The sequence below is a fragment of the Acinetobacter sp. AB03 genome, assembly GCF_058107045.1.
In genome coordinates this window covers 133,351-152,790 of the sequence record NZ_JBUEBA010000002.1, presented here as the reverse complement: position 1 = coordinate 152,790, position 19,440 = coordinate 133,351, and the positions used below count along the sequence as shown (strand labels likewise).

General features: G+C 39.3%; 16 protein-coding genes, 2 tRNA genes and 5 pseudogenes. 10 read left to right on the top strand and 13 right to left on the bottom strand.

The genetic code is table 11. The annotated features are described in order from the left end of the window. Nucleotides 1-41 precede the first annotated feature (41 nt). The 3 genes from feoB to ACY3FQ_RS00875 are packed head-to-tail and all read right to left on the bottom strand — an operon-like array spanning nt 42 to nt 3,410. Nucleotides 42-1,871: a ferrous iron transporter B gene (gene feoB / locus ACY3FQ_RS00885; protein ID WP_125275006.1), complete on the bottom strand. Its 1,830-nt coding sequence runs from the start codon at nt 1,869-1,871 to the stop codon at nt 42-44. Then, complete coding sequence (locus ACY3FQ_RS00880) at nt 1,861-2,118, bottom strand: FeoA family protein (protein ID WP_005401419.1); 258 nt, start codon at nt 2,116-2,118, stop codon at nt 1,861-1,863. The genes feoB and ACY3FQ_RS00880 overlap by 11 nt, the downstream gene beginning before the upstream one ends. A gap of 11 nt (nt 2,119-2,129) precedes the next feature. After that, on the bottom strand, nt 2,130-3,410 hold the full coding sequence (locus ACY3FQ_RS00875; protein WP_039890606.1) for a cation efflux transmembrane domain-containing protein: 1,281 nt from the start codon (nt 3,408-3,410) through the stop codon (nt 2,130-2,132). A gap of 89 nt (nt 3,411-3,499) precedes the next feature. On the opposite strand from ACY3FQ_RS00875, the gene cadR reads away from it, so the two are divergent. The 4 genes and pseudogenes from cadR to ACY3FQ_RS00855 form a co-directional block, all read left to right on the top strand. Continuing rightward, on the top strand, nt 3,500-3,892 hold the full coding sequence (gene cadR, locus ACY3FQ_RS00870) for a Cd(II)/Pb(II)-responsive transcriptional regulator (protein ID WP_005401421.1): 393 nt from the start codon (nt 3,500-3,502) through the stop codon (nt 3,890-3,892). A gap of 142 nt (nt 3,893-4,034) precedes the next feature. Then, nucleotides 4,035-4,319: pseudogene (locus ACY3FQ_RS00865) on the top strand (hypothetical protein); the annotation flags it as partial. 18 nt (nt 4,320-4,337) lie between these two features. After that, a pseudogene (locus tag ACY3FQ_RS00860) lies at nt 4,338-4,478 on the top strand (IS3 family transposase); the annotation flags it as partial. A 42-nt stretch (nt 4,479-4,520) separates the two neighbouring features. Continuing rightward, nucleotides 4,521-5,006, top strand: a pseudogene (locus ACY3FQ_RS00855) (HipA domain-containing protein); the annotation flags it as partial. Nucleotides 5,007-5,081: 75 nt separating this feature from the next. Here ACY3FQ_RS00855 and ACY3FQ_RS00850 read toward each other — a convergent pair. The 3 genes and pseudogenes from ACY3FQ_RS00850 to ACY3FQ_RS00840 all read right to left on the bottom strand — a co-directional run. Then, nucleotides 5,082-6,041, bottom strand: coding sequence for a DNA/RNA non-specific endonuclease (locus ACY3FQ_RS00850; protein WP_005401574.1), 960 nt, complete (start codon nt 6,039-6,041; stop codon nt 5,082-5,084). Nucleotides 6,042-6,082: 41 nt separating this feature from the next. After that, nucleotides 6,083-7,048 carry a DNA/RNA non-specific endonuclease gene (locus tag ACY3FQ_RS00845; protein WP_160362368.1) on the bottom strand — a complete coding sequence of 322 codons (966 nt, stop codon included), beginning with the start codon at nt 7,046-7,048 and terminating at the stop codon, nt 6,083-6,085. Nucleotides 7,049-7,149: 101 nt separating this feature from the next. Beyond that, nucleotides 7,150-7,584, bottom strand: a pseudogene (locus tag ACY3FQ_RS00840) (DNA/RNA non-specific endonuclease); the annotation flags it as partial. A 257-nt stretch (nt 7,585-7,841) separates the two neighbouring features. On the opposite strand from ACY3FQ_RS00840, the gene ACY3FQ_RS00835 reads away from it, so the two are divergent. Further along, entirely contained in the window at nt 7,842-8,414 is a 573-nt protein-coding gene (locus ACY3FQ_RS00835) for a hypothetical protein (RefSeq protein ID WP_126034935.1), read from the top strand. 59 nt (nt 8,415-8,473) lie between these two features. Here the strand turns inward: ACY3FQ_RS00835 and ACY3FQ_RS00830 are convergent, their stop codons facing one another. Beyond that, the gene (locus ACY3FQ_RS00830; RefSeq protein ID WP_005401570.1) at nt 8,474-10,354 is read right to left on the bottom strand and encodes a potassium transporter Kup; all 1,881 of its coding nucleotides are present in this window, start codon (nt 10,352-10,354) and stop codon (nt 8,474-8,476) included. Between the two features lie 119 nt (nt 10,355-10,473). On the opposite strand from ACY3FQ_RS00830, the gene ACY3FQ_RS00825 reads away from it, so the two are divergent. The 3 genes from ACY3FQ_RS00825 (at nt 10,474) to ACY3FQ_RS00815 (ending at nt 11,359) form a co-directional block, all read left to right on the top strand. Then, nucleotides 10,474-10,564, top strand: a tRNA-Ser gene (locus ACY3FQ_RS00825). 313 nt (nt 10,565-10,877) lie between these two features. After that, nucleotides 10,878-11,105, top strand: a complete 228-nt coding sequence (locus ACY3FQ_RS00820) for a hypothetical protein (RefSeq protein ID WP_004691623.1) — start codon at nt 10,878-10,880, stop codon at nt 11,103-11,105. A gap of 178 nt (nt 11,106-11,283) precedes the next feature. Then, nucleotides 11,284-11,359 (top strand) — tRNA-Thr (locus tag ACY3FQ_RS00815). Nucleotides 11,360-11,426: 67 nt separating this feature from the next. Here ACY3FQ_RS00815 and ACY3FQ_RS00810 read toward each other — a convergent pair. From ACY3FQ_RS00810 to ACY3FQ_RS00800, 3 genes are all read right to left on the bottom strand, one after another. Continuing rightward, entirely contained in the window at nt 11,427-12,257 is an 831-nt protein-coding gene (locus ACY3FQ_RS00810) for an SAM-dependent methyltransferase (protein ID WP_489773519.1), read from the bottom strand. Between the two features lie 3 nt (nt 12,258-12,260). Further along, nucleotides 12,261-13,559, bottom strand: coding sequence for an FAD-dependent oxidoreductase (locus tag ACY3FQ_RS00805; protein ID WP_004978178.1), 1,299 nt, complete (start codon nt 13,557-13,559; stop codon nt 12,261-12,263). A 414-nt stretch (nt 13,560-13,973) separates the two neighbouring features. After that, a complete protein-coding gene (locus ACY3FQ_RS00800; RefSeq protein ID WP_489773518.1) occupies nt 13,974-14,855 on the bottom strand; it encodes a pirin family protein in 882 nt (293 codons plus the stop codon). Nucleotides 14,856-15,187: 332 nt separating this feature from the next. Here ACY3FQ_RS00800 and ycaC point away from each other — a divergent pair, with 332 nt between their 5' ends. Both ycaC and ACY3FQ_RS00790 read left to right on the top strand, forming a co-directional pair. Then, nucleotides 15,188-15,814: an isochorismate family cysteine hydrolase YcaC gene (gene ycaC / locus ACY3FQ_RS00795; protein WP_004691629.1), complete on the top strand. Its 627-nt coding sequence runs from the start codon at nt 15,188-15,190 to the stop codon at nt 15,812-15,814. Between the two features lie 127 nt (nt 15,815-15,941). Next, nucleotides 15,942-16,865, top strand: a pseudogene (locus tag ACY3FQ_RS00790) (LysR substrate-binding domain-containing protein). Between the two features lie 98 nt (nt 16,866-16,963). Here the strand turns inward: ACY3FQ_RS00790 and ahpC are convergent. The 3 genes from ahpC to ACY3FQ_RS00775 form a co-directional block, all read right to left on the bottom strand. Next, nucleotides 16,964-17,527 carry an alkyl hydroperoxide reductase subunit C gene (gene ahpC / locus ACY3FQ_RS00785; protein WP_005401564.1) on the bottom strand — a complete coding sequence of 188 codons (564 nt, stop codon included), beginning with the start codon at nt 17,525-17,527 and terminating at the stop codon, nt 16,964-16,966. 278 nt (nt 17,528-17,805) lie between these two features. After that, on the bottom strand, nt 17,806-18,297 hold the full coding sequence (locus ACY3FQ_RS00780) for a flavin reductase (RefSeq protein WP_333656810.1): 492 nt from the start codon (nt 18,295-18,297) through the stop codon (nt 17,806-17,808). Between the two features lie 84 nt (nt 18,298-18,381). Next, nucleotides 18,382-19,428, bottom strand: a complete 1,047-nt coding sequence (locus ACY3FQ_RS00775; RefSeq protein ID WP_004691635.1) for a methionine synthase — start codon at nt 19,426-19,428, stop codon at nt 18,382-18,384. Between the last annotated feature and the right edge of the window lie 12 nt (nt 19,429-19,440).

Below are 19,440 nucleotides of genomic sequence, written 5' to 3'. Positions count from 1 at the left end.
TAACAACGGGAACTAGACTCCCGTTGTTATTATTTTGGTAATTAAAGATTACTAGCAACTTGGTATGTGATGAATGAAAAGATGTAAGCTAATGCGAATAGATAAGTTGCCATAATGACTGGCTGTTTCCAGCTACCTGTTTCTCGTCTTATTGTTGCTAAAGTGGCGAGACAATGGGGAGCAAAAATAAACCATACTAATAATGATAAACCGGTGGCTAGCCCCCACCCATCTGGACCTGAAATTTGACTTAGCAGACTTTGGGTTACTATATTTTCATCGCCAGACATTGCATAAATGACACCAAGAGCAGCAATTACAACTTCCCTTGCTGCCATAGCAGGGATGAGGGCAATACAAATCTCCCATGTAAAACCAATAGGTGCAAATATAGGGTGAATTAAATGTCCTAATTGACCAGCTAGACTATAGTTAATTGCTGGCATGGTTGCGTGGTCTGGTGGTTGAGGGAAAGTAACAAGTACCCATAACAGGATAGACAGTGCCACGATAATGCCACCAACTCGTTTTAAGAAAATGCTCGCTCTATCATACAAACCTAATGCAATGTTTCTAATATCTGGAATTCGATAGGTAGGAAGTTCAAAAATAAAAATACTTTCAGTTTTATCTTTACGAACTAATTTCAGAAAGAGTGAAACTAATAACGCAGATACTATTCCCGACATATAAAGACCAAAAAGGACCAATCCTTGCAGACTTAACCAGCCATAGATCAATTGGTTTGGAATAAAGGCAGCGATTAATAAAGCATATACTGGCAATCTTGCTGAACAGGTCATCAAGGGTGCAATCATAATTGTCGCTAATCGATCCCGTTCAGAGCTAATGCTTCTGGTTGCCATAATTCCGGGAATAGCGCAGGCAAAGCTAGATAGCAAAGGAATAAATGAACGCCCACTAAGGCCTGCTTTAGACATTAATTTATCTAACAGAAATGCTGCCCGTGGCAAGTAGCCTGATTCTTCGAGCATTAAAATGAAGAAGAATAAAATCAGAATTTGGGGCATATATGCAAGTACGCTACCTGCACCAGCAATTACGCCATCAACGACTAAGCTTCTTAATAATGGATGCTGAATGAGGGGGCCAATAGAATCACTAAGCCAGACCACAAAATTTTCAATGAATTCAATAAATGGTGTGGCCCATATAAATACCGCTTGGAACATCACAAACATGGTTAAAGCTAAGATTACCAAACCCAGTACAGGATGTAGAAAAATCTTATCTAGAAACGCAGTTCTTTTGTCACCACTGTCATTATTTAAAATGACTTGTTTGGTGATTTGCTTGATCTGTTCAAAGTGATCTAATTCAGAATGATAAGGGGCAACAAAAAGATTTTTTTGATCTAACTGATTAATTAAATCTTGAATCCCTTTAGTTTTGACAGCGACAGATTCAACTACAGGGATACCTAACGATTGAGAGAGCTTATCCTTATCAATGGATATACCACGCTTCTTGACCTCATCCATCATGTTTAATACAAGAAGCATAGGCCTGTTTAGAGCACGAACTTCAAGAACTAAGCTCAAATGTAAGCTGAGATTTGTGGCATCTACAACGCATACAAATATGTCAGGTAAAACTTCACCTTTTAGCTCACCAAAACAAACTGCTCTAGTGACTTCTTCATCTAAACTGCTAGGTTTTAAACTATAAGTTCCAGGTAAGTCTAATACTCGTACTGTATCACCAGAAGGTAATTTAAAAGAACCTTCCTTTCTTTCAACAGTAACCCCAGCATAGTTGGCAACTTTTTGACGAGTACCTGTAAGGGTGTTAAAAAGTGAAGTTTTACCGCAATTGGGATTACCAATAAGTGCAATATTTTTAGTGTTCATTGATGATCTCTACAAAAATGCGTTCAGCTTCGTTCTTTCTTAAAGCAAATCTTGAAGTTTCAATTTGAACTAATACAGGGTCTCCACCAAAAAGACCTTTAGCGAGTACTTGTAGAGACTCACCCACTCTAAAACCTAGTAGTTGGAGTCGTTCCAATACGGGATCAGTGGTATGACTGTATTGATTACCTTTTTTTAGATCGATGATTTTGACAATCTGATTTTGTTTAACTTCAAATAGATTCATTTTTAGTACTCTCATTTCAATGCCAAAATTTTTCGTGCACCATTGAGTACGAATAAAGAAACCAGTATGCCAATGATTAAGTCTGGGTAAGCAGAACCCGTCCAAGCCACGAGTACACCGGCAAATATAACGCCCATATTTACGACAACGTCATTTGCCGAGAAAATCCAGCTTGCTTTCATATGTGCGCCATCTTCTCTGTGACCAGAAATAAGATATAAACATGTCACGTTCGCTATAAGTGCGAACAAGCCAATAACAATCATGAGTGTTGATTCTGGTTCACTTCCAAACATGAAGCGTCTAATGACATCGACAATCACGATGACAGCAAGTAATAACTGAATCCAACCAGCAAAATGGGCTGCTTTCACTTGATATCTGGCAACTTTTCCTACAGCATATAGCGCAATACCATAAACGGCTGCATCGGCAAACATATCTAAAGAGTCAGCAATCAATCCTGTAGATGCAGCAATAATACCGCTGATAAATTCAATAAAGAAAAGTAGAGCATTAATGCCTAATAGCAGTTTAAGAACTTTAGCTTGTTTAACCGGATCAGGCTCATTGGGTATATCTCCTAAAGAAAGCTGTGTTTGATCAAGTTTCGCACCAAAACCGAGTCCTTCAAGTTTGGTCGTAATTTGCTCAACACCTTCATTGTGGAAGACTTTCAGTTTTCGATTGGGAAGATCAAAAGTTAGACCTTTGACTGCTTCAATATCTGAAAGTGCCATACGAACCATTTGCTCTTCAGCAGAGCAATCCATTTTGGGAATGGTGTAAGTACTTGTTTGTTTGGCTTGTTGACTGTTTGTATAAGGTTCGGTCTTTAGAAGTTTTGCACCGAAACCCAATGCCTCAAGTTTGGTTGTTATATTTTCATTTTCTTGATTGTGTAAAACCTTTAACGAACGATTCGGTAAATCAAAGATGAGTTTTTGAACATCATAAATTGAGGCTAGCGCCATACGAACCATCTGTTCTTCAGCAGAACAATCCATTTTGGGAATTATGTATTCACTCATGTATTGAGCGTTTTTTAAAACTTCTTCGGAGCTTAGATTCTCTTTGGAATTAGAGTCACAACAGGATTGAGCGGTATCTTCACAACTATTTGAAGTGTTACAGCAAGCAGATGAAGATTTTTTTTCATCTCCATCACAACAAGAGCTAGGAGTGCTATCACAATTTTTTGAAGTGCATTCTTTTGAAATTGATGGATTATTTTCTTGTTGAAACTGCTTATCTTCGCATGGTGTTTCTTTACTACATCCACAGCCACTCATAATTATACCCATTGAAAAAGTTATAAACTTTGAATATTAGAATCCCTATAGTTACTATAGAGTCAAGATTTTTTGGAAATACAAGATTAATGCATTTAAAAATTGGTGAACTCTCTAAAAAAACCTCATGTTCAGTCTTAACGATTAGGTTTTATGAAAAGGAAGGTTTAATTCCAGAACCAGAAAGAACTGAAGGAAATTACCGCCTTTACGATATAGGTTATGTTGAGCGAATTAAGTTTATTTTGAATTGCCGAACTTTAAATATGAGTTTGAATGAAATTCGTCAGTTACTCACATATAAAGACAACCCTGAGAAGAATTGTTCGGATGTGAATGAATTAATTGACTTACATGTCTGTGCTATCAAGGAAAATATAATCAAACAGCAAAAGCTGATTGAACAATTGTCTGATCTAAGAGGTACTTGTGATGGTTTATGTACAATTGACCAATGCGGAGTTCTAAAAAATCTAGCTTGATTATCTAGACAGACGTTTTTTTCAAAGATTGTGTACATCTTTACTTAAGATTGCAAAAAGTTTAAGGTGACTTAAATTTTATGATCAGATCTTAGATGGATTTGGACAGCTTCCTATTGGTGTTTTAAATACAGATTTGTGTATGAAGAGAAAAACATTTCTAATTCAGATATTGGTGCTCTTATTCACATTCCAGAATATTTGGAGTGTGGCAGAGGCTGCCTGTCTGCATGAAATGCCAAACATACCCAATTCAATGCTATCTAGCCCAATTGCTTTGGACGAAAAGAGTGACAGTCCGAGTCAAGCACTCTATTCCCTAGAAAACTATAAAGAAATCTATGATTATTGTCAGAAGGTTTGCTTTAACGAAAAGTGTAGTCATTTCTCAAATACAATCGTGATACAGATTGAGCCACCCGATGATTGATATACGCTGAATTACAACTATCAAACCAGAGAGGAAGCCAAAGCAGATATTATAAAATACATTGAGTTATTTTATAATCATCGAAGAATTCAAAAGGGTTTGGGTTTTAAGACACCAAATCAAATGGCCGAAGACTTTTATAAGTTGGCTGCCTAGAATCTCCCAAGGGAAAGTCTCCTGATAGTTCAGCGTATATCATTTACAACACTGATGAAAAAGTCAAATGATCCAAGTGCAAAATATACAAGTAGTTATGAAACACTGTTGAAAGCAACTTATCTATATACAGGTAGCACATCTGAAGTAGAAAAAATGTATAAATATATTGTATTCAACTGTTTAATCGGTAATGGTGAGGCACATCTTAAAAATTTTGCTCTGCAATATTCCCCTGATATGCAGAACATTTTTGTTTCACCACCATTTGATATTACACATACACTTATCTACGAATCTATTGATAATAAAATGGCTCTAAAACTTGCTGGAAGTAAGATGTTTCCAGATCTTTCTCACCTCATCAAATTGGCTGAAAGTGACCATTTTAGAATTAGAAATCTCAAAGAAATTATAGAATCCTTTAGTGAAAATATATTGGACTATCTTCATACCTCAAATGAGGTTCAGCTATTCGATGGATTGCGGACATCTATCGAACGTTCGATCTCAAACATTATGACTTAAAAATGATTTGTGTCATAAACATTTAGAAATTGCTGAATAAGTCCTTATCGAATTCTTTGTGCGACAAAAATTTACTTATTCAAATCTAAATCTATTCTGAAGCATATCAATATCCTTATCAGAAACACTAATTTCACATTGACTCTCAGCATCCCAGTAAGAATATTCAATTTCCTTATTTAAATTCAAATCTTTTGAACTCAAAGGTAAATTATATGTGTTCCGTTTTTGCTCCTCTGTTAATTGAGGAAATAAATTTATATTCAGCAACTCTTCTAAAAAGCATACACTCACGATCTTTACATCAGAAGAATCATTATTAGGTATATAGTAAGCCCCAATTGTTCCAGTTTTAGGAATATATATTGCTTTAAACACCGCATTAGGAATGATTACACCTTTTCCAATTGTTTTTAGTTTTCGCGAACTAAAAATAGGACCGGAAACAACATAAAGGTCTACTTTATTTCTAATTACAATCCCCCTTATCACATATTCTAAATTCGTAAGTACATCTAAATTAGCAACAGGAATTATATTCGCTAAAGAAAAACTATCAGATTTTGCCTCTTCATTTGACATATCTGCATTTGGAGCTACACGCCAACGAATATGTCCAGAACCACGGTAATCTGAAATTGTAGAACGATGATTAGAAGGAATTCTGAGTTCTTCATGAAAGTTGTCTTCCCGCGGTGCACTTTTACTTAATCGTTGTGGTGTTAAACTTTCTGCTACCCAAAGAGGTGTTTTAGCAACACCTGAATACATCACATTGAAGCCATTGAAACATAATGGGTAAGTATGCTTCGTTAAGCTTTCTTTAATTAAATAAGGTGGTGTATCTTTGTAGAATTGTTGAAGGCACTTTTTATCTGGAATAGGATGAAACTTACCCAAAAGTATGGACGAAATATAATCGTAATTAAATGCTAAGCTAAAACTACAAATGGCTATAATTGCCAGAACAAATTTAATAAAACTTCCATGAAAAAAATTAGATTTGGCTTTATATTGATTTTTAGGTCTTAGCATAACAATCCGATTAATTGATTAAAAATTCAAATAAATAAAATTTATTGGAAAATTTTTATTATTAAAGTTTGAATAAAATTTTGTAAAAACCCTATTAGCTTTGACTTTATATTTTCGATCAATACATTTTCTTCATTAGAGCTATTATTTGGAATATAATTGGAAGAACCATTATTCTCAATAAATGCAAACTTTACTCCTGTTTCGTCAACAAAATCTTTATACGATATTGGAGTAGATACATTATTTGTAGATTCATTTTTCATGAGATACACCCAAATTTTATCTTCACTTGGGTTATAAACTAATTTGAAAATTCTAGAAGGTTTCCATACTTTGTTTTTGCCAATCTTCACCGAGTTCTCTTGCTTATCAAATATGAGACCCGAAAGGATATAAGTATCACCTTCTGAACGTGATATATATTTTCGAACATCAGCTTCAATTTTTCTCCAAGGGCCTCTATTATTATCGGAATCTTGAGGAAAAATATTAGATAATGCAAAAGTTTGGGCCATACCACGCGCTGAAATTGCATTACCTGCAGGTGCTAAATGTCCTCTATCAACACTAGGTTGAACATTTTTATAATCAGATGCTTTTGCCCGGCCATTTGTGGGTGTTCTTGGATCAGCGTAGAAAAAATCTGTTCGTTGCAGGCCTTCACCTTTATTCTTTATTTGTTTAGCACTTAACTTTTCAATAACAAGGAGGGGGGTTTTTGTCCGATCAGCATATAGTACTGCAAAATTATCAGAACATAACTCTCTAATACCCCATTTAGACTTATTAAAATAAGTTAGCTCTGTGGTTTCTCTGGGGTTTCCTTTAGGGAATAAGTCTTTACAACCATTAAAAGAATTTTGTTTTTGATTATTATCATATAATTCTATTGGTCTTTTTTTAGCTATATCTGAATAATATATATTATTTAAATTCTCTTTAGCAAAAACTAAAGAAGTATTTAAAAAAATACAGGATAAAGTCAAATAAAAACTAAATTTCACAGTTACCTTCTTAATAAAAATGTTGAGTATATTAATTGAGTATACATACTCAATCAAAGCTATTGATTTTAAATATAGAGTATATTTTTAGGGGGGTATACAAGGTGTCCACGGTCATAGCCTGAACCACGGTAGTCCGACAATGTCGCTCGATGTTCGGTTGCAACATTATTTTCTTCGTGAAAACTATCTTCACGTGGAATTTTTTGGCTCAGGCGCTGTGGCGTCAGGGCCTCTGCAACCCAGAGGGGGGTTTTCGAAACGCCCGAATACATCACATTAAAACCGTTAAAGCACAGTGCATAGCTGTGTTTACTTAAACTTTCTTTGAGTAAATAAGGCGGAATTTCCCGATAAAATTGTTCTAAACAGGCTGAATTTGAGCTTGGGCTTAAAGACACGTATTGCTGAATTTTTTCTTGACCAAAGGCAATCGCAAAACTTCCCGTTGCCACCAATCCTAAAATCACTTTCAGGCCATTTTGATTAAACATGTTAAAGACTGACTTACCTGAACTACTTTTCTTCTTCGCCATCACAACTACAATAAACATCGGTTTTTCACGAGCTTAACAATCAGCGTATACGAAGTATATCGCTCGAGTTCTATTCGCATAACAATTAAACAAAACGCCATATTTAGATGATTTTGCATGTAACAAAATGTCTTTTTTGTAGAGTTTTTCTACGGCAACGTGATGCGATTGCGTATCTTTGATTGCTGTCGCTTCAAAAAATATGCCAAGGTAAAAATGAATCGAACGAAATAATACATGCAATTTACGGAGTTCTTATGCATTCTAAGATTTTAGCTTCTCTTGGTTTAATCGGCACAGTGATAAGTGCTTCAGCTTTTGCCGAGCCCCCTATCCAACCGGGTGACACCTTAGAAAGTCTCTCTCAAGCCAAAGTCACGACTACTGTTAATGGTCAACCTGGTTCTATTCAAGAACTCGTAAGCTCAGGGCAAATTAAATTGCTTGATCCAAATGCAGCACCTATCAGCCCAGCAGGCCAAGGTGCACCCAATGACCAAGCAGTGATGCCAACAGCACCACAGAGTGAAGCTCCTGTTCAACAGGCCGCACCCGATACCACAGCGCAACAACAAGTCGCTGCGACTCCAACAGAGCAACATCCGCTGGTCCCAAATGCAGAACTATCAGCACAACAAGCTGAAGCGGCATTAAATGATGCTGTCGCACCCACGGTAAATACAGACATGAATGCTGCCCCAGCTGCTGCACCGCCATTAGATTCATCAGCAGAGGCACCTGTCAATGCGGTTAAGCCTGATTCACTGCCATCACCAGATGCCCCTGCTCAAGCGATGCCTGAAGCACCTGCAAATGATCCAATGAACTAAAACTTCAACTGATTTATCCTCCAAAAAAACCAGCATATATGCTGGTTTTTTATTGAAGTTTAAATCTGGATCTGACTACCTAGCTCAACCACGCGATTGGTTGGAATTTGATAAAAATCACTCACAGGACTGGTATTCCGTTGCATTGAGATAAAGAGCTTTTCACGCCACGGCGCCATACCATCCCCTACAGTACTGATAATCCGTTCACGCGAGATGAAAAAACTAATTTGCATTAGATCATATTCAAAACCAAGTTCAGCATAGGCCATTTCCAATGCTTGCGGAATATTTGGCTGATCTTTAAAACCATAATACAAAGTAATACGATAAAAACGGACATCCAGTTTTTCAACACTACTGCGTTCTTGTGACGGAACAAAAGGAATATCGCGTGTAATAACCGTTACCATGATGTTGCGTTCATGCAGGACTTTGTTGTGCTTAATATTGTGAAGCATTGCGTGTGGCACAATATTTGGTGTACCAGTCAAAAAGACTGCATCACCTGGAACGAACTTAGTTTCACTACCCATACTAATGCTTTTAATAAATAGGTCTATTGGCAATGAATCCTTTTCAAGACGCTTCAACACTAATGCACGACCATCTTTCCATGTCATTAAAATAGTATACAGCACTGCACCAATTAAAATTGGAACCCATCCACCTGATAAAATTTTAAGCGAAGTCGAGGCAACAAAAACTGTATCAAGTAACAAAAATGGCACGGCGAATAATGCAACTTTCCACATTGGCCAACGCCACAACCCATAGGCCAAAATAGAGATTAAAATAGTGCCACACAACATAGTCATGGTGACAGCAACCCCATAAGCACTAGCCAAATTCTCACTATTCTCAAACAATAAAATTAAGATCAGTACAGAGATATACAGCGCCCAATTAATAAATGGCAAATAAATTTGACCGCGCTCTACCTCTGAAGTGTGTCGCACTGCCAAACGAGGTAAATAACGTAATTGAATGGCTTGATTAACCATAGAAAATACGCCCGTAATAACCGCCTGAGATGCGATAACTGCTGCTGCTGTCGCCAAACCAATCATTGGAAATAGTGCCCATTCTGGAATAAGCATATAAAAAGGATTTGCGAGTGCATCCGCGTCACGCAATAACAATGCTCCTTGCCCTGCATAATTCAATAACAAACATGGTAATACAATAATAAACCAAGCTAAACGAATCGGAAGACGACCAAAATGTCCCATATCGGCGTAAAGTGCTTCGCCGCCCGTCATAGTCAAAATCACGGCACCCATAGTCAGAAAAGCTACATAGGGTTGATTAAAAACAAAACTCAATGCCCAGTACGGATTAACCATCAATAATACATGAGGGGTCTGAAAAATACTCCACAGCCCTAAAGCACCAATCGCTAAGAACCACAGTAGGGTTAATGGCCCAAAGAATTTCCCCATTGTCCCTGTCCCATGGCGCTGTACCAAAAATAAGCCAGTGATAATTCCTATGGATAAGGGCTCTAACCACTGATTAAAAATAGGCGTAGCAATGCTGAGACCTTCTATTGCAGAAAGAACCGAAATTGCAGGAGTAATAATTCCATCACCAAAAAACAGTGATGCACCAATAAACCCCAGAGCAATAAGATAAATTTTCTTGTTATCACTAATTAAGGTGGTTCGCAGATTTAGTGCCAGTAAGGACATAATTCCGCCCTCACCGTTATTGTCTGCTCGCATAATAATCGTAACGTATTTAAAACTCACCGTTAGCATCATGCACCAAAAAATGAGGGACAAAATGCCTAAAACTGACGCTTCTGATATCGCTAGATGGGCTGTTAAAAAACATTGGCGCAGTGCATAAAGTGGACTGGTTCCAATGTCTCCAAACACGACCCCAAGGGCGGCTAAGGTGATTGCGGGCAATGCGGCTTTTTTTGCAGTACTTTGCATAGGGTGTCTTCAATTTAGACAGTATTTTTGCGAATCATATCATCACGCTAAAAGTTTTTCTCTAAATCAATTGTTTCACCTTGTCGATGGCTATGTTTTTCGATATTATCCTCGGCCATGGTGAAGTGTCCGAGTGGCTGAAGGAGCACGCCTGGAAAGTGTGTAAACGTTTATAGCGTTTCGAGGGTTCGAATCCCTCTTTCACCGCCAAAATTTTAAAGACCTTAATCGAAAGATTAAGGTCTTTTTTTATGCTGAACATTCTTATTTAGACTTGGCACAAAGTCTGCTTTATAAAAATGACTCTTCACCCAATAGGATAATTTGCACCACAAAGTGAAATATTTATTCAAAAATAAACGCTTGAACCTGATTCAAACTTGAGCTAAAACAATTTCTAAGGGAGGTTAAAATAAATCATCAATGATCATCTAGATGCAATGTTTATGAAGCACAATTCATTTGCGGTATATAACTAGCGAAACACAAAATTGACCAATAAAACTGCTATTCGGGAGTCAGAATGAATAACAGCACCAATTATGTCAAACAAATTAAAAACGCTAAACGAGGCGGTTATACCCCAACCCTTGCAAAGGATGTCAACAAACATAAAATTCAAAAAGCAATTCGTCTGATTGAACAATGGAGAACGCTGGCCAATGAACTCAAACCTCAAATGCAACTCGACATGGCTTTTACATTGGAAGAATGTGCCCAAGACCTCGATCAAATTTTAAGAAGCAAATAAGTTCCATGTTTTCACTTAACCCTATTTAAAAACAGTTTCATCACAGCCACCCAAATTTTATTCTTAGCTTTCACCCACCCCTTGGTGGGTGAAGTTTGCACAAAAAATCTTGCGCATTTCAATCGCTCACTTTTTGGCTTGCGTTTTCAAGAAAATCCGCTATTATTCTCACCACGTTGCCGGCATAGCTCAGTTGGTAGAGCAACTGACTTGTAATCAGTAGGTCCACAGTTCGAATCCGTGTGCCGGCACCATTTTATACTTAGCCTCGCTTTTTAGTGAGGCTTTGTTGTTTCTGGCCCTTTGGTTTTTTATTTCATTTTAAATGTCTTTAACTGCTGTAATTTGAACATAGCGCACAATGCCCTGTTCAAATAATTTTTGGCAAAGCTTAGCCGTCATTTTAATTTTGAAATAATCCAAATTTTGAGCGGCCTGTTGGACTAAATGCACATGATAATAACGAGAAAACCCCGCCAAAACTGCATCTGATAAATCTTCAATAGCAACCTGCTGATAGCCTTGCGCTTCTATCGAATGCTGCAAATTCTCTTCTAACTGAAGATGTTCCAAATGAACATCGGCTGCTTTTAACAGCATTTTCAGTTGAAGCTTCTCAAAACGATTTAAATTCAAAAATGCATCACTCAACATCAGATAGTGAAAACCGATGCGCCCTTTTGAATTTAAAACAGAATGGGTTGATCTCAGAAATGAATTTAAATCACTGTGATAAGCGGCATCGAGGCAAAACACCACATCAAAAGGCGCTAAAAATAGCTTTGAATTTAAATTTAAAAATGACGTTTGAATGATGTGTATCTTTGAATTTAACGTGTGTTGTATACGCTGAACACATTCGGCTTGTAACTCAACCGCACAAAGTTGCTGAACATGGTAATGCTGCTGCCACAGCAATAGACTAGCGCCCTGTCCACAGCCCAAGTCTAAAACACGGTCATTTGATTTTAGCTGTAATCGATCAGCAAGATGCGTTGCCAGTGTTTGGCAAGCCTCAGGATAGGATGACCTTGCATCATCCCAATAGCCAAGATTGCTCCAAGCCAATACCGCCTGATCTCCCAATTGTTTTGCATCAATTGCATATTTATGTTTGGGCAGATGTCGCTGTAAGGTTTGGAGCCATTTCATGCTTTAGTAGCCGAGTTGTGGGGCAACCTCAACTTTAGGTTTTAATCCAACAAACGGCAATGGCGCACCGAAAATTTCTGCAATATGCATTGCTGAAGTTACGGCAGACTCTAAAATAGGCAGACCATCGCACGACCATGAACCACAGAAGAAGACTTTTCGGTTAGCACTCTTATGGCGTTGTTGTAACTCTTTATTCAAAGCCACAGTTTGCGAGTCCACCACCGCACGGGTCAAAGTTACTGTTGAAATCACTTTTTTCGGGTCAATCTCAGTCACTGGCTGCCACGTTTGGAACACGGCGTTTTTACCGACCAGACTTGGTTCGACTGAATTGAGCCAAACCGTGAACTGTTGACGGGTAAACTTACGGTCCATCATATAGCTCAGCACCGACCAGTCTTTACGCTTAGGTGGCATCACGGAAGGATCAGTATGGATCACCAGTTGACCTTGCTCAAAACGGAACTGTTTTAACAGCGCAATATCATCTGCAAACTGAACAGGATCTAAAAACTCTTCAATTTTTGTGGTTGGCGTTGCCACCACCACACGGTCAAACAGTTGCTGTTCGCCCTTATTATTTTCAACCAAAACCTTGTCACCTTGTTCAGTGACTTTGCTAATAGCCGATCCGCTTTGGATATTGATGTTTTCAATCAATTTATCGACCAAGGCAGGTGTTCCCCCTTGTATACGCAATAAAGCATCGCCATCCGTCAACTGACGCAAAAAGATCAACAGCGGTTTCGCTGGCCATTCGCCGATGGTTTTTGGATTACAGGTACAGATGGTGTAGAGCACAGGCATCACTGCGCCATGCCAAAACACTTCTTCAATGTCATGCTGGTTGATAAATTCAGCTAAGGTAATGTCTTGATCTTTAGATTTGAAGAATTTAGCAATCGCGGTTTTAAGCTGCAACATACCTTTAACCAAGCGCCATCCATACTGCTGCAGGCCTTTACGGTTATTGATAATTGGGAAATTGCCAATGCGACTACGCGTAGTGGTTAGCCATGTTTCTGTACGGTCTTCAAACAACCAACTACATGCCATGTAGGTGCGTACTGGATACGTTTTGATGCCTAAATAAGTCGCAAGACTTAAGGTGTTTTTCCATAAGTGTGGGTTCATGACACGTAACGGAGCATCAATCAGACCACCTTCAAACTCTGTACTGTGGCTATCCATCCCTCGCCCAGTCAGTGCTTCGAAAATAGTAATATTATGCCCAGCATCCTTTAGAATTCTTGCGGTAGCAAGACCGGCCATGCCGCTACCAATAACTGCAATATCCAAAATTATGATCCGTCAGTCTGACTTATATTGACTGAAATTATGACCCAATGTCGAAAAAATAGGGCTATTAAAAAATACCAGAATCACATTTTTTCATGTGCCGCACCAGTAGGACGATATTTGCTTAAATTACATTTCATTACACTAAAAAGTCACTTAAATAAACACAGGTTTTTTATACATTTTATTTTAAATAAAAATATAAACCCTTTAAAAACAAAGTATATAAATTAACTATTTTTATAACATCTGTTTTACAAACCAGCGAAAAAGCGCTAATATTCGCCCCGCATAAAAACGATAATTACATCACATAATAATTCATGACCAACTATGCAAAACAAGAAGACTACAGCGCCTAAAAAATCCCTACCCTTGACCGAGTAGGGATTTCTTCTTTTTAGCGACAAGATTTTAGTCCACCACAGCAACAGGGATTTCACCAAACTTGCCACGATTAAAATCATCAAAGGCTTGCACAATTTCCGCTTTGCTATTCATCACAAATGGACCATAACCTTGAATCGGTTCATTCAGTGGTTCACCAGTCAACACCAAGAACTTAGTGTCTTGCAGTGCTTGCAGTTGAATTGCAGCTTCGCCATCTTGAGCAAACATCACAATAGAACTATCCACCACTTTTTGCGTGCCATTAATCAGCACTTCACCACTGAGCACCACCACAATCGTGTTATGCGTGACGGGCACATGAATAAAAGTTTCATACTCTAATTTTAATTCACCATCCCAAACATTGACGGGACTATACGTTTGAGCAGGGCCATGATGACCACCAAACTCACCCGCAATCACACGTAGATGTCCAGCATTGTCATCCATTTCGATGCGCGGGATATCCGCCACGGTCAAGGCTTGATAACGCGGTGTGGTCATTTTATCTTTGGCTGGTAAATTCACCCAAAGTTGCACCATTTCAAACAAGCCACCATGCTCAGCAAAGGCTGGAGAATGAAACTCTTCATGCACCACACCTGAACCCGCAGTCATCCACTGTACATCGCCAGTATTGATGGTCCCACCGCCGCTGCTAGAGTCTTTGTGTGTCACTTCACCGCTATAGGCGATGGTAACCGTTTCAAAGCCACGATGCGGGTGTGAACCCACACCACGTTGCGATGTGGTTGGATCAAATTTGTAAGGTGCTGCATAGTCCAAAAGTAGAAACGGACTAATCGCTTGTCCTAAGCGGTCATATGAAAAGAGGTTTTTGACAGGAAAACCATCACCAACCCAATGCATGTCTTGATTACGATAAACACCGATTACTTTTTTCATCTTGGAACTCCTATATCGATAGGATGAATATGCAATCTATACTACCCCTTTCCTCAGCCCTCTTATAGCACTGCACTAGTACACACAATCACACAGATAGGACAATCTCGTTAGAATCATCTCACCTGCATAAAAACCAATTTAAAAACAAAGCCATTCTTTATTTTTATGGCATATTTTTGCTCAAATTTTCCTATTTTCAAGATTAAGCATCTCATTTGGCTTATTTTATTGTCTCATTTTCCTACCTATGATGATGTTCAAGCTCAAGGCACTAACCTTCTTACTGATTGCCTTGAGACTCGACTGATAATCACAACGAGGACAGAAAAATGGCGAAACCTTATATTCGCTTAGACAAAGATAATGCAGCGGTTCTTTTGGTTGACCACCAAGCGGGTCTCCTTTCATTGGTCCGTGACATTGACCCAGACAAATTTAAAAACAATGTGCTGGCACTGGCTGCTGCCGCGAAATATTTTAATCTTCCCACCATTCTGACCACCAGTTTTGAAGAGGGTCCAAACGGTCCTTTGGTCCCTGAATTGGTCGAAATGTTTCCCGATGCACCCTATATTGCACGCCCCGGGCAAATCAATGCATGGGACAATGAAGACTTTGTTCAAGCCGTAAAAGCTACAGGTAAAAAACAATTGATTATTGCGGGTGTGGTAACTGAAGTCTGCGTGGCCTTCCCTGCACTGTCAGCACTGGAAGAAGAGTTTGACGTCTTTGTGATTACCGATGCATCGGGAACCTTTAACCCCATCACACGTGATGCAGCATGGGATCGCATGTCTCAGGCAGGCGCACAGCTGATGTCATGGTTTGGTGCAGCTTGCGAATTACACCGCGACTGGCGTAATGATATTGAAGGCCTCGGTTCACTCTTTGCAGCGCATATTCCAGACTATAAAAACCTGATTCAAAGCTATAGCAAAAATACAGCGCAGAAATAATCAGACCTCAGTAAAAGCGATCTTCGGATCGCTTTTTTGTCGTGTGCAATCGTTAGCAATGATACAGTATCAGATCATCCATCGCAGACTGCCTTCGGTCACAAATCAATACAGGCTTGAACCCATCATGCATTCATTTGACGACTATTATTATTTTTATCTTGTGGTCAAACACGGCGGTTTCAGTGCTGCAAGTGATGCCTCGAACATCACCAAGTCTAAGCTTAGTCGCCGTATTTTAGACCTTGAAGCCAAATACAACGTGACCTTAATTCAGCGTTCAACACGACATTTTAAAGTCACCCCTTTGGGCCAAGAGCTATTTGAAGAATGTCGTCAAATCATTCAGCAAGTCGAAAGTGCGCACAATGTTTTACTGAAACAGAAAAGTGAACCGCAAGGTTTAATCAAGATCAGCTGCCCTTCTGTGATGATGCGCTATCAAGTACGAAGCTTACTCAATCATTTTTTAAAACAATATCCCAAAGTCCAAGTGGAAATGGAACTGACCAGCCGTCGTGTCGATGTCTTGCATGATGACATTGACCTTGCCATTCGGACCAATTTTAGTGCCAATGAAGACTCGAGCATTGTGGTCCGTGATGTGGTCAAAACCACGCATTGTTTGGTGGCCAGTCCTGATCTGTTACAGGACCGTGAAATTCAATTTGCCACCGAGCTGAATGATTTTCCAACGCTCGCACTGGGGGTACAAAAGTCTGATTATCAATGGTTATTGCATCATACCCAGAGTGATGAACAGATCGTGATTCCTTTAGAACCACGGGTCAAAAGTAATGATGTCGCAGGCGTGTATTACTCGGCTCTGGATGGACTCGGCATTACCAACCTGCCTTACTTAACGGTAGAGGCAGATATTGCTTCAGGTCGCCTAGTTCACATTTTGCCCGACTGGTGTTCCAATATTGGAAGCGTACAGTTGGTCTATGCTTGACGTAAAGGACAACGTTTGGTCATGGGGAAACTGATTGAGCATTTGATTCAGGGTTTAAGAGACTTTGCCAGCACCAGCAAGGGTTACCATCTGTAAAAGCTAAAAGAACCCAGCATAAAAAAATCAGCCACTTGGGCTGATTTTTTACAGGTATCATGCTCATGACTTAGCACAATGCAACCATCGAGGTTGACTTAGATTTTACCAACCAAGTCGATTGACGGCGCAAGCGTTGCTTCACCTTCTTTCCATTTTGCAGGACATACTTCGCCTGGGTGCGCATGCACATATTGTGCTGCTTTCACTTTGCGTAATAGTTCAGACGCATCGCGACCAATACCGCCGGCATTAATTTCAATAATTTGGATTTTACCTTCAGGATCAATCACAAAAGTACCACGGTCTGCGAGACCTTCTGTTTCAATCAGCACATCAAAGTTTTTAGACAAAGTCCAAGTTGGATCGCCAATCAATGGATACTGAATTTTACCAATCACATCTGACGTGTCGTGCCATGCTTTATGGGTAAAGTGGGTATCGGTCGATACACCGTAAATTTCCACACCGAGTTTTTGAAATTCAGCATAGTGATCGGCTAAGTCGCCCAATTCTGTTGGACACACAAAGGTGAAATCAGCAGGATAGAAAAATACGACAGACCATTTGCCTTTCAAGTTTTGCTCAGACAACTCAATGAATTCACCATTTTGGTAAGCTGTTGCATTAAACGCCTTAACTTCAGTATTGATTAAACTCATGTATTCGTCCTCAAAAGATTTGTGAGAGTGCTTAAGTGATGAAGCAAGAATACGCACAAACCAAAAATTGGTAAAACAGTAAGTTTTTATTATTTTTATCGGATTTTTAGATTTATTATTTCCTGACACTGTTGCTCGATTTTCACCGGTTTGTAGTCTAAATGAAAACCTTTCGACTTTTTAAATGAGCGCAATACAGTCAAATCTAGAGTCAAGCCGAGGAAAATCTATGATTTGGAAGGGCCTTTCAAAGCTTTGATGTTCAATAAAAAGTGAATTTAAGCCGTTTCGGTCTGCCCCACCTGATGATAAGCACGATTAAAATAAACCAAACTTTGCTCATGTTGGCTTTGTTGAATCGCGACAATACGGCACATAAAAACCGTATGTGTTCCCACTTCTTGAATATCATCAATTTCACAATCAAAATTGACCAAAGCATCCTTTAAAACAGGTGCACCCGTTTCTAGCTCTGTCCACACACCATGTTTAAAACGCTCTTCAGACGTCATTTTAGATGCGAAGACATTCGAAATATGCTGATGTTGTGCACCTAACACATTCACCGATAAAATTTTATTGTCGACAAAATGTGCATGTGAGCGCGATGCTTTATTCATACAGACCAATAATGTCGGTGGTGTATCCGTCACACTGCATACGGCAGATGCTGTGAATCCATGACGATCAGCCATGCCTGCCGTGGTTACGACACTCACTGCACTGGTTAACAAAGACATTGCATTTCTAAAGTCTGTTGCTTCAATCATCATTTTATTCCTCAGTAGAACGGACACATGCTTTGACTCAGATAAAAGCTACCCATTTCTGATCAAATAGATAGCCCTTTCACATCACGCGCTTGCTGCGTATGAAGCCGAAAGTTCTTTACGAATAATTTCTGCGCCTGCGCTTAACGCATTCAGCTTACCACGTGCGACTTCACGTGCTAAAGGGGCCATGCCACAGTTGGTCGAAGGATAGAGTTTATCTGCATCGACAAACTGAAGTGCTTTACGTAGTGTATTCGCAACTTCTTCAGGTGTTTCAACAGTGTTGGTTGCCACATCAATCGCACCGACCATGACTTTTTTACCGCGAATCAGTTCAATCAGATCCATTGGCACACGCGAGTTTTGACATTCAAGTGAGATGATATCAACTTTAGATTGTTGCAGTTTAGGGAATGCTTCTTCGTATTGACGCCACTCTGAACCCAAGGTCTTTTTCCAATCGGTATTGGCTTTGATACCATAGCCATAGCAAATATGAACCGCAGTTTCACATTTCAGACCTTCAAGTGCTCGTTCAAGCGTTGCAACACCCCAATCATTCACTTCATCAAAGAACACATTAAATGCAGGTTCATCGAACTGAATAATATCCACGCCAGCAGCTTCTAACTCACGTGCTTCTTGATTCAGGATCTTAGCAAATTCCCAAGCCAGTTTTTCACGGCTTTTATAGTGACCATCATACAGCGTATCAATCATGGTCATCGGGCCAGGTAATGCCCACTTGATCGGCTGATTTGTTTGGCTACGTAAAAACTTAGCATCTTCAACAAAAACAGGCTTTTGACGGCTTACTGCACCGACTACAGACGGCACACTTGCATCATAACGATTACGGATACGCACCGTTTCGCGTTTCTCAAAATCAACGCCATCCAGATGTTCAATAAACGTCGTCACAAAATGTTGACGGGTTTGTTCACCATCACTGACGATATCAATACCTGCATGGAGTTGTTCTTGCAATGACAAACGTAAAGCATCTTGTTTCGCTTCGAGTAATGCCTCACCTTCGAGTTTCCAAGGTGACCAAAGCTTCTCTGGCTCTGCAAGCCAAGATGGTTTAGGTAAACTGCCAGCTGTTGATGTTGGTAATAAAATGGCCATTTTAAATCTCTA

Coding starts and splice junctions, on each gene's coding strand:
- feoB (WP_125275006.1), bottom strand. CDS start 1,871: ATGAACACTAAAAATATTGCACTTATTGGTAATCCCAATTGCGGTAAA.
- ACY3FQ_RS00880 (WP_005401419.1), bottom strand. CDS start 2,118: ATGAATCTATTTGAAGTTAAACAAAATCAGATTGTCAAAATCATCGAT.
- ACY3FQ_RS00875 (WP_039890606.1), bottom strand. CDS start 3,410: ATGAGTGGCTGTGGATGTAGTAAAGAAACACCATGCGAAGATAAGCAG.
- cadR (WP_005401421.1), top strand. CDS start 3,500: ATGCATTTAAAAATTGGTGAACTCTCTAAAAAAACCTCATGTTCAGTC.
- ACY3FQ_RS00850 (WP_005401574.1), bottom strand. CDS start 6,041: ATGCTAAGACCTAAAAATCAATATAAAGCCAAATCTAATTTTTTTCAT.
- ACY3FQ_RS00835 (WP_126034935.1), top strand. CDS start 7,842: ATGCATTCTAAGATTTTAGCTTCTCTTGGTTTAATCGGCACAGTGATA.
- ACY3FQ_RS00830 (WP_005401570.1), bottom strand. CDS start 10,354: ATGCAAAGTACTGCAAAAAAAGCCGCATTGCCCGCAATCACCTTAGCC.
- ACY3FQ_RS00820 (WP_004691623.1), top strand. CDS start 10,878: ATGAATAACAGCACCAATTATGTCAAACAAATTAAAAACGCTAAACGA.
- ACY3FQ_RS00810 (WP_489773519.1), bottom strand. CDS start 12,257: ATGAAATGGCTCCAAACCTTACAGCGACATCTGCCCAAACATAAATAT.
- ACY3FQ_RS00800 (WP_489773518.1), bottom strand. CDS start 14,855: ATGAAAAAAGTAATCGGTGTTTATCGTAATCAAGACATGCATTGGGTT.
- ycaC (WP_004691629.1), top strand. CDS start 15,188: ATGGCGAAACCTTATATTCGCTTAGACAAAGATAATGCAGCGGTTCTT.
- ahpC (WP_005401564.1), bottom strand. CDS start 17,527: ATGAGTTTAATCAATACTGAAGTTAAGGCGTTTAATGCAACAGCTTAC.
- ACY3FQ_RS00780 (WP_333656810.1), bottom strand. CDS start 18,297: ATGATTGAAGCAACAGACTTTAGAAATGCAATGTCTTTGTTAACCAGT.
- ACY3FQ_RS00775 (WP_004691635.1), bottom strand. CDS start 19,428: ATGGCCATTTTATTACCAACATCAACAGCTGGCAGTTTACCTAAACCA.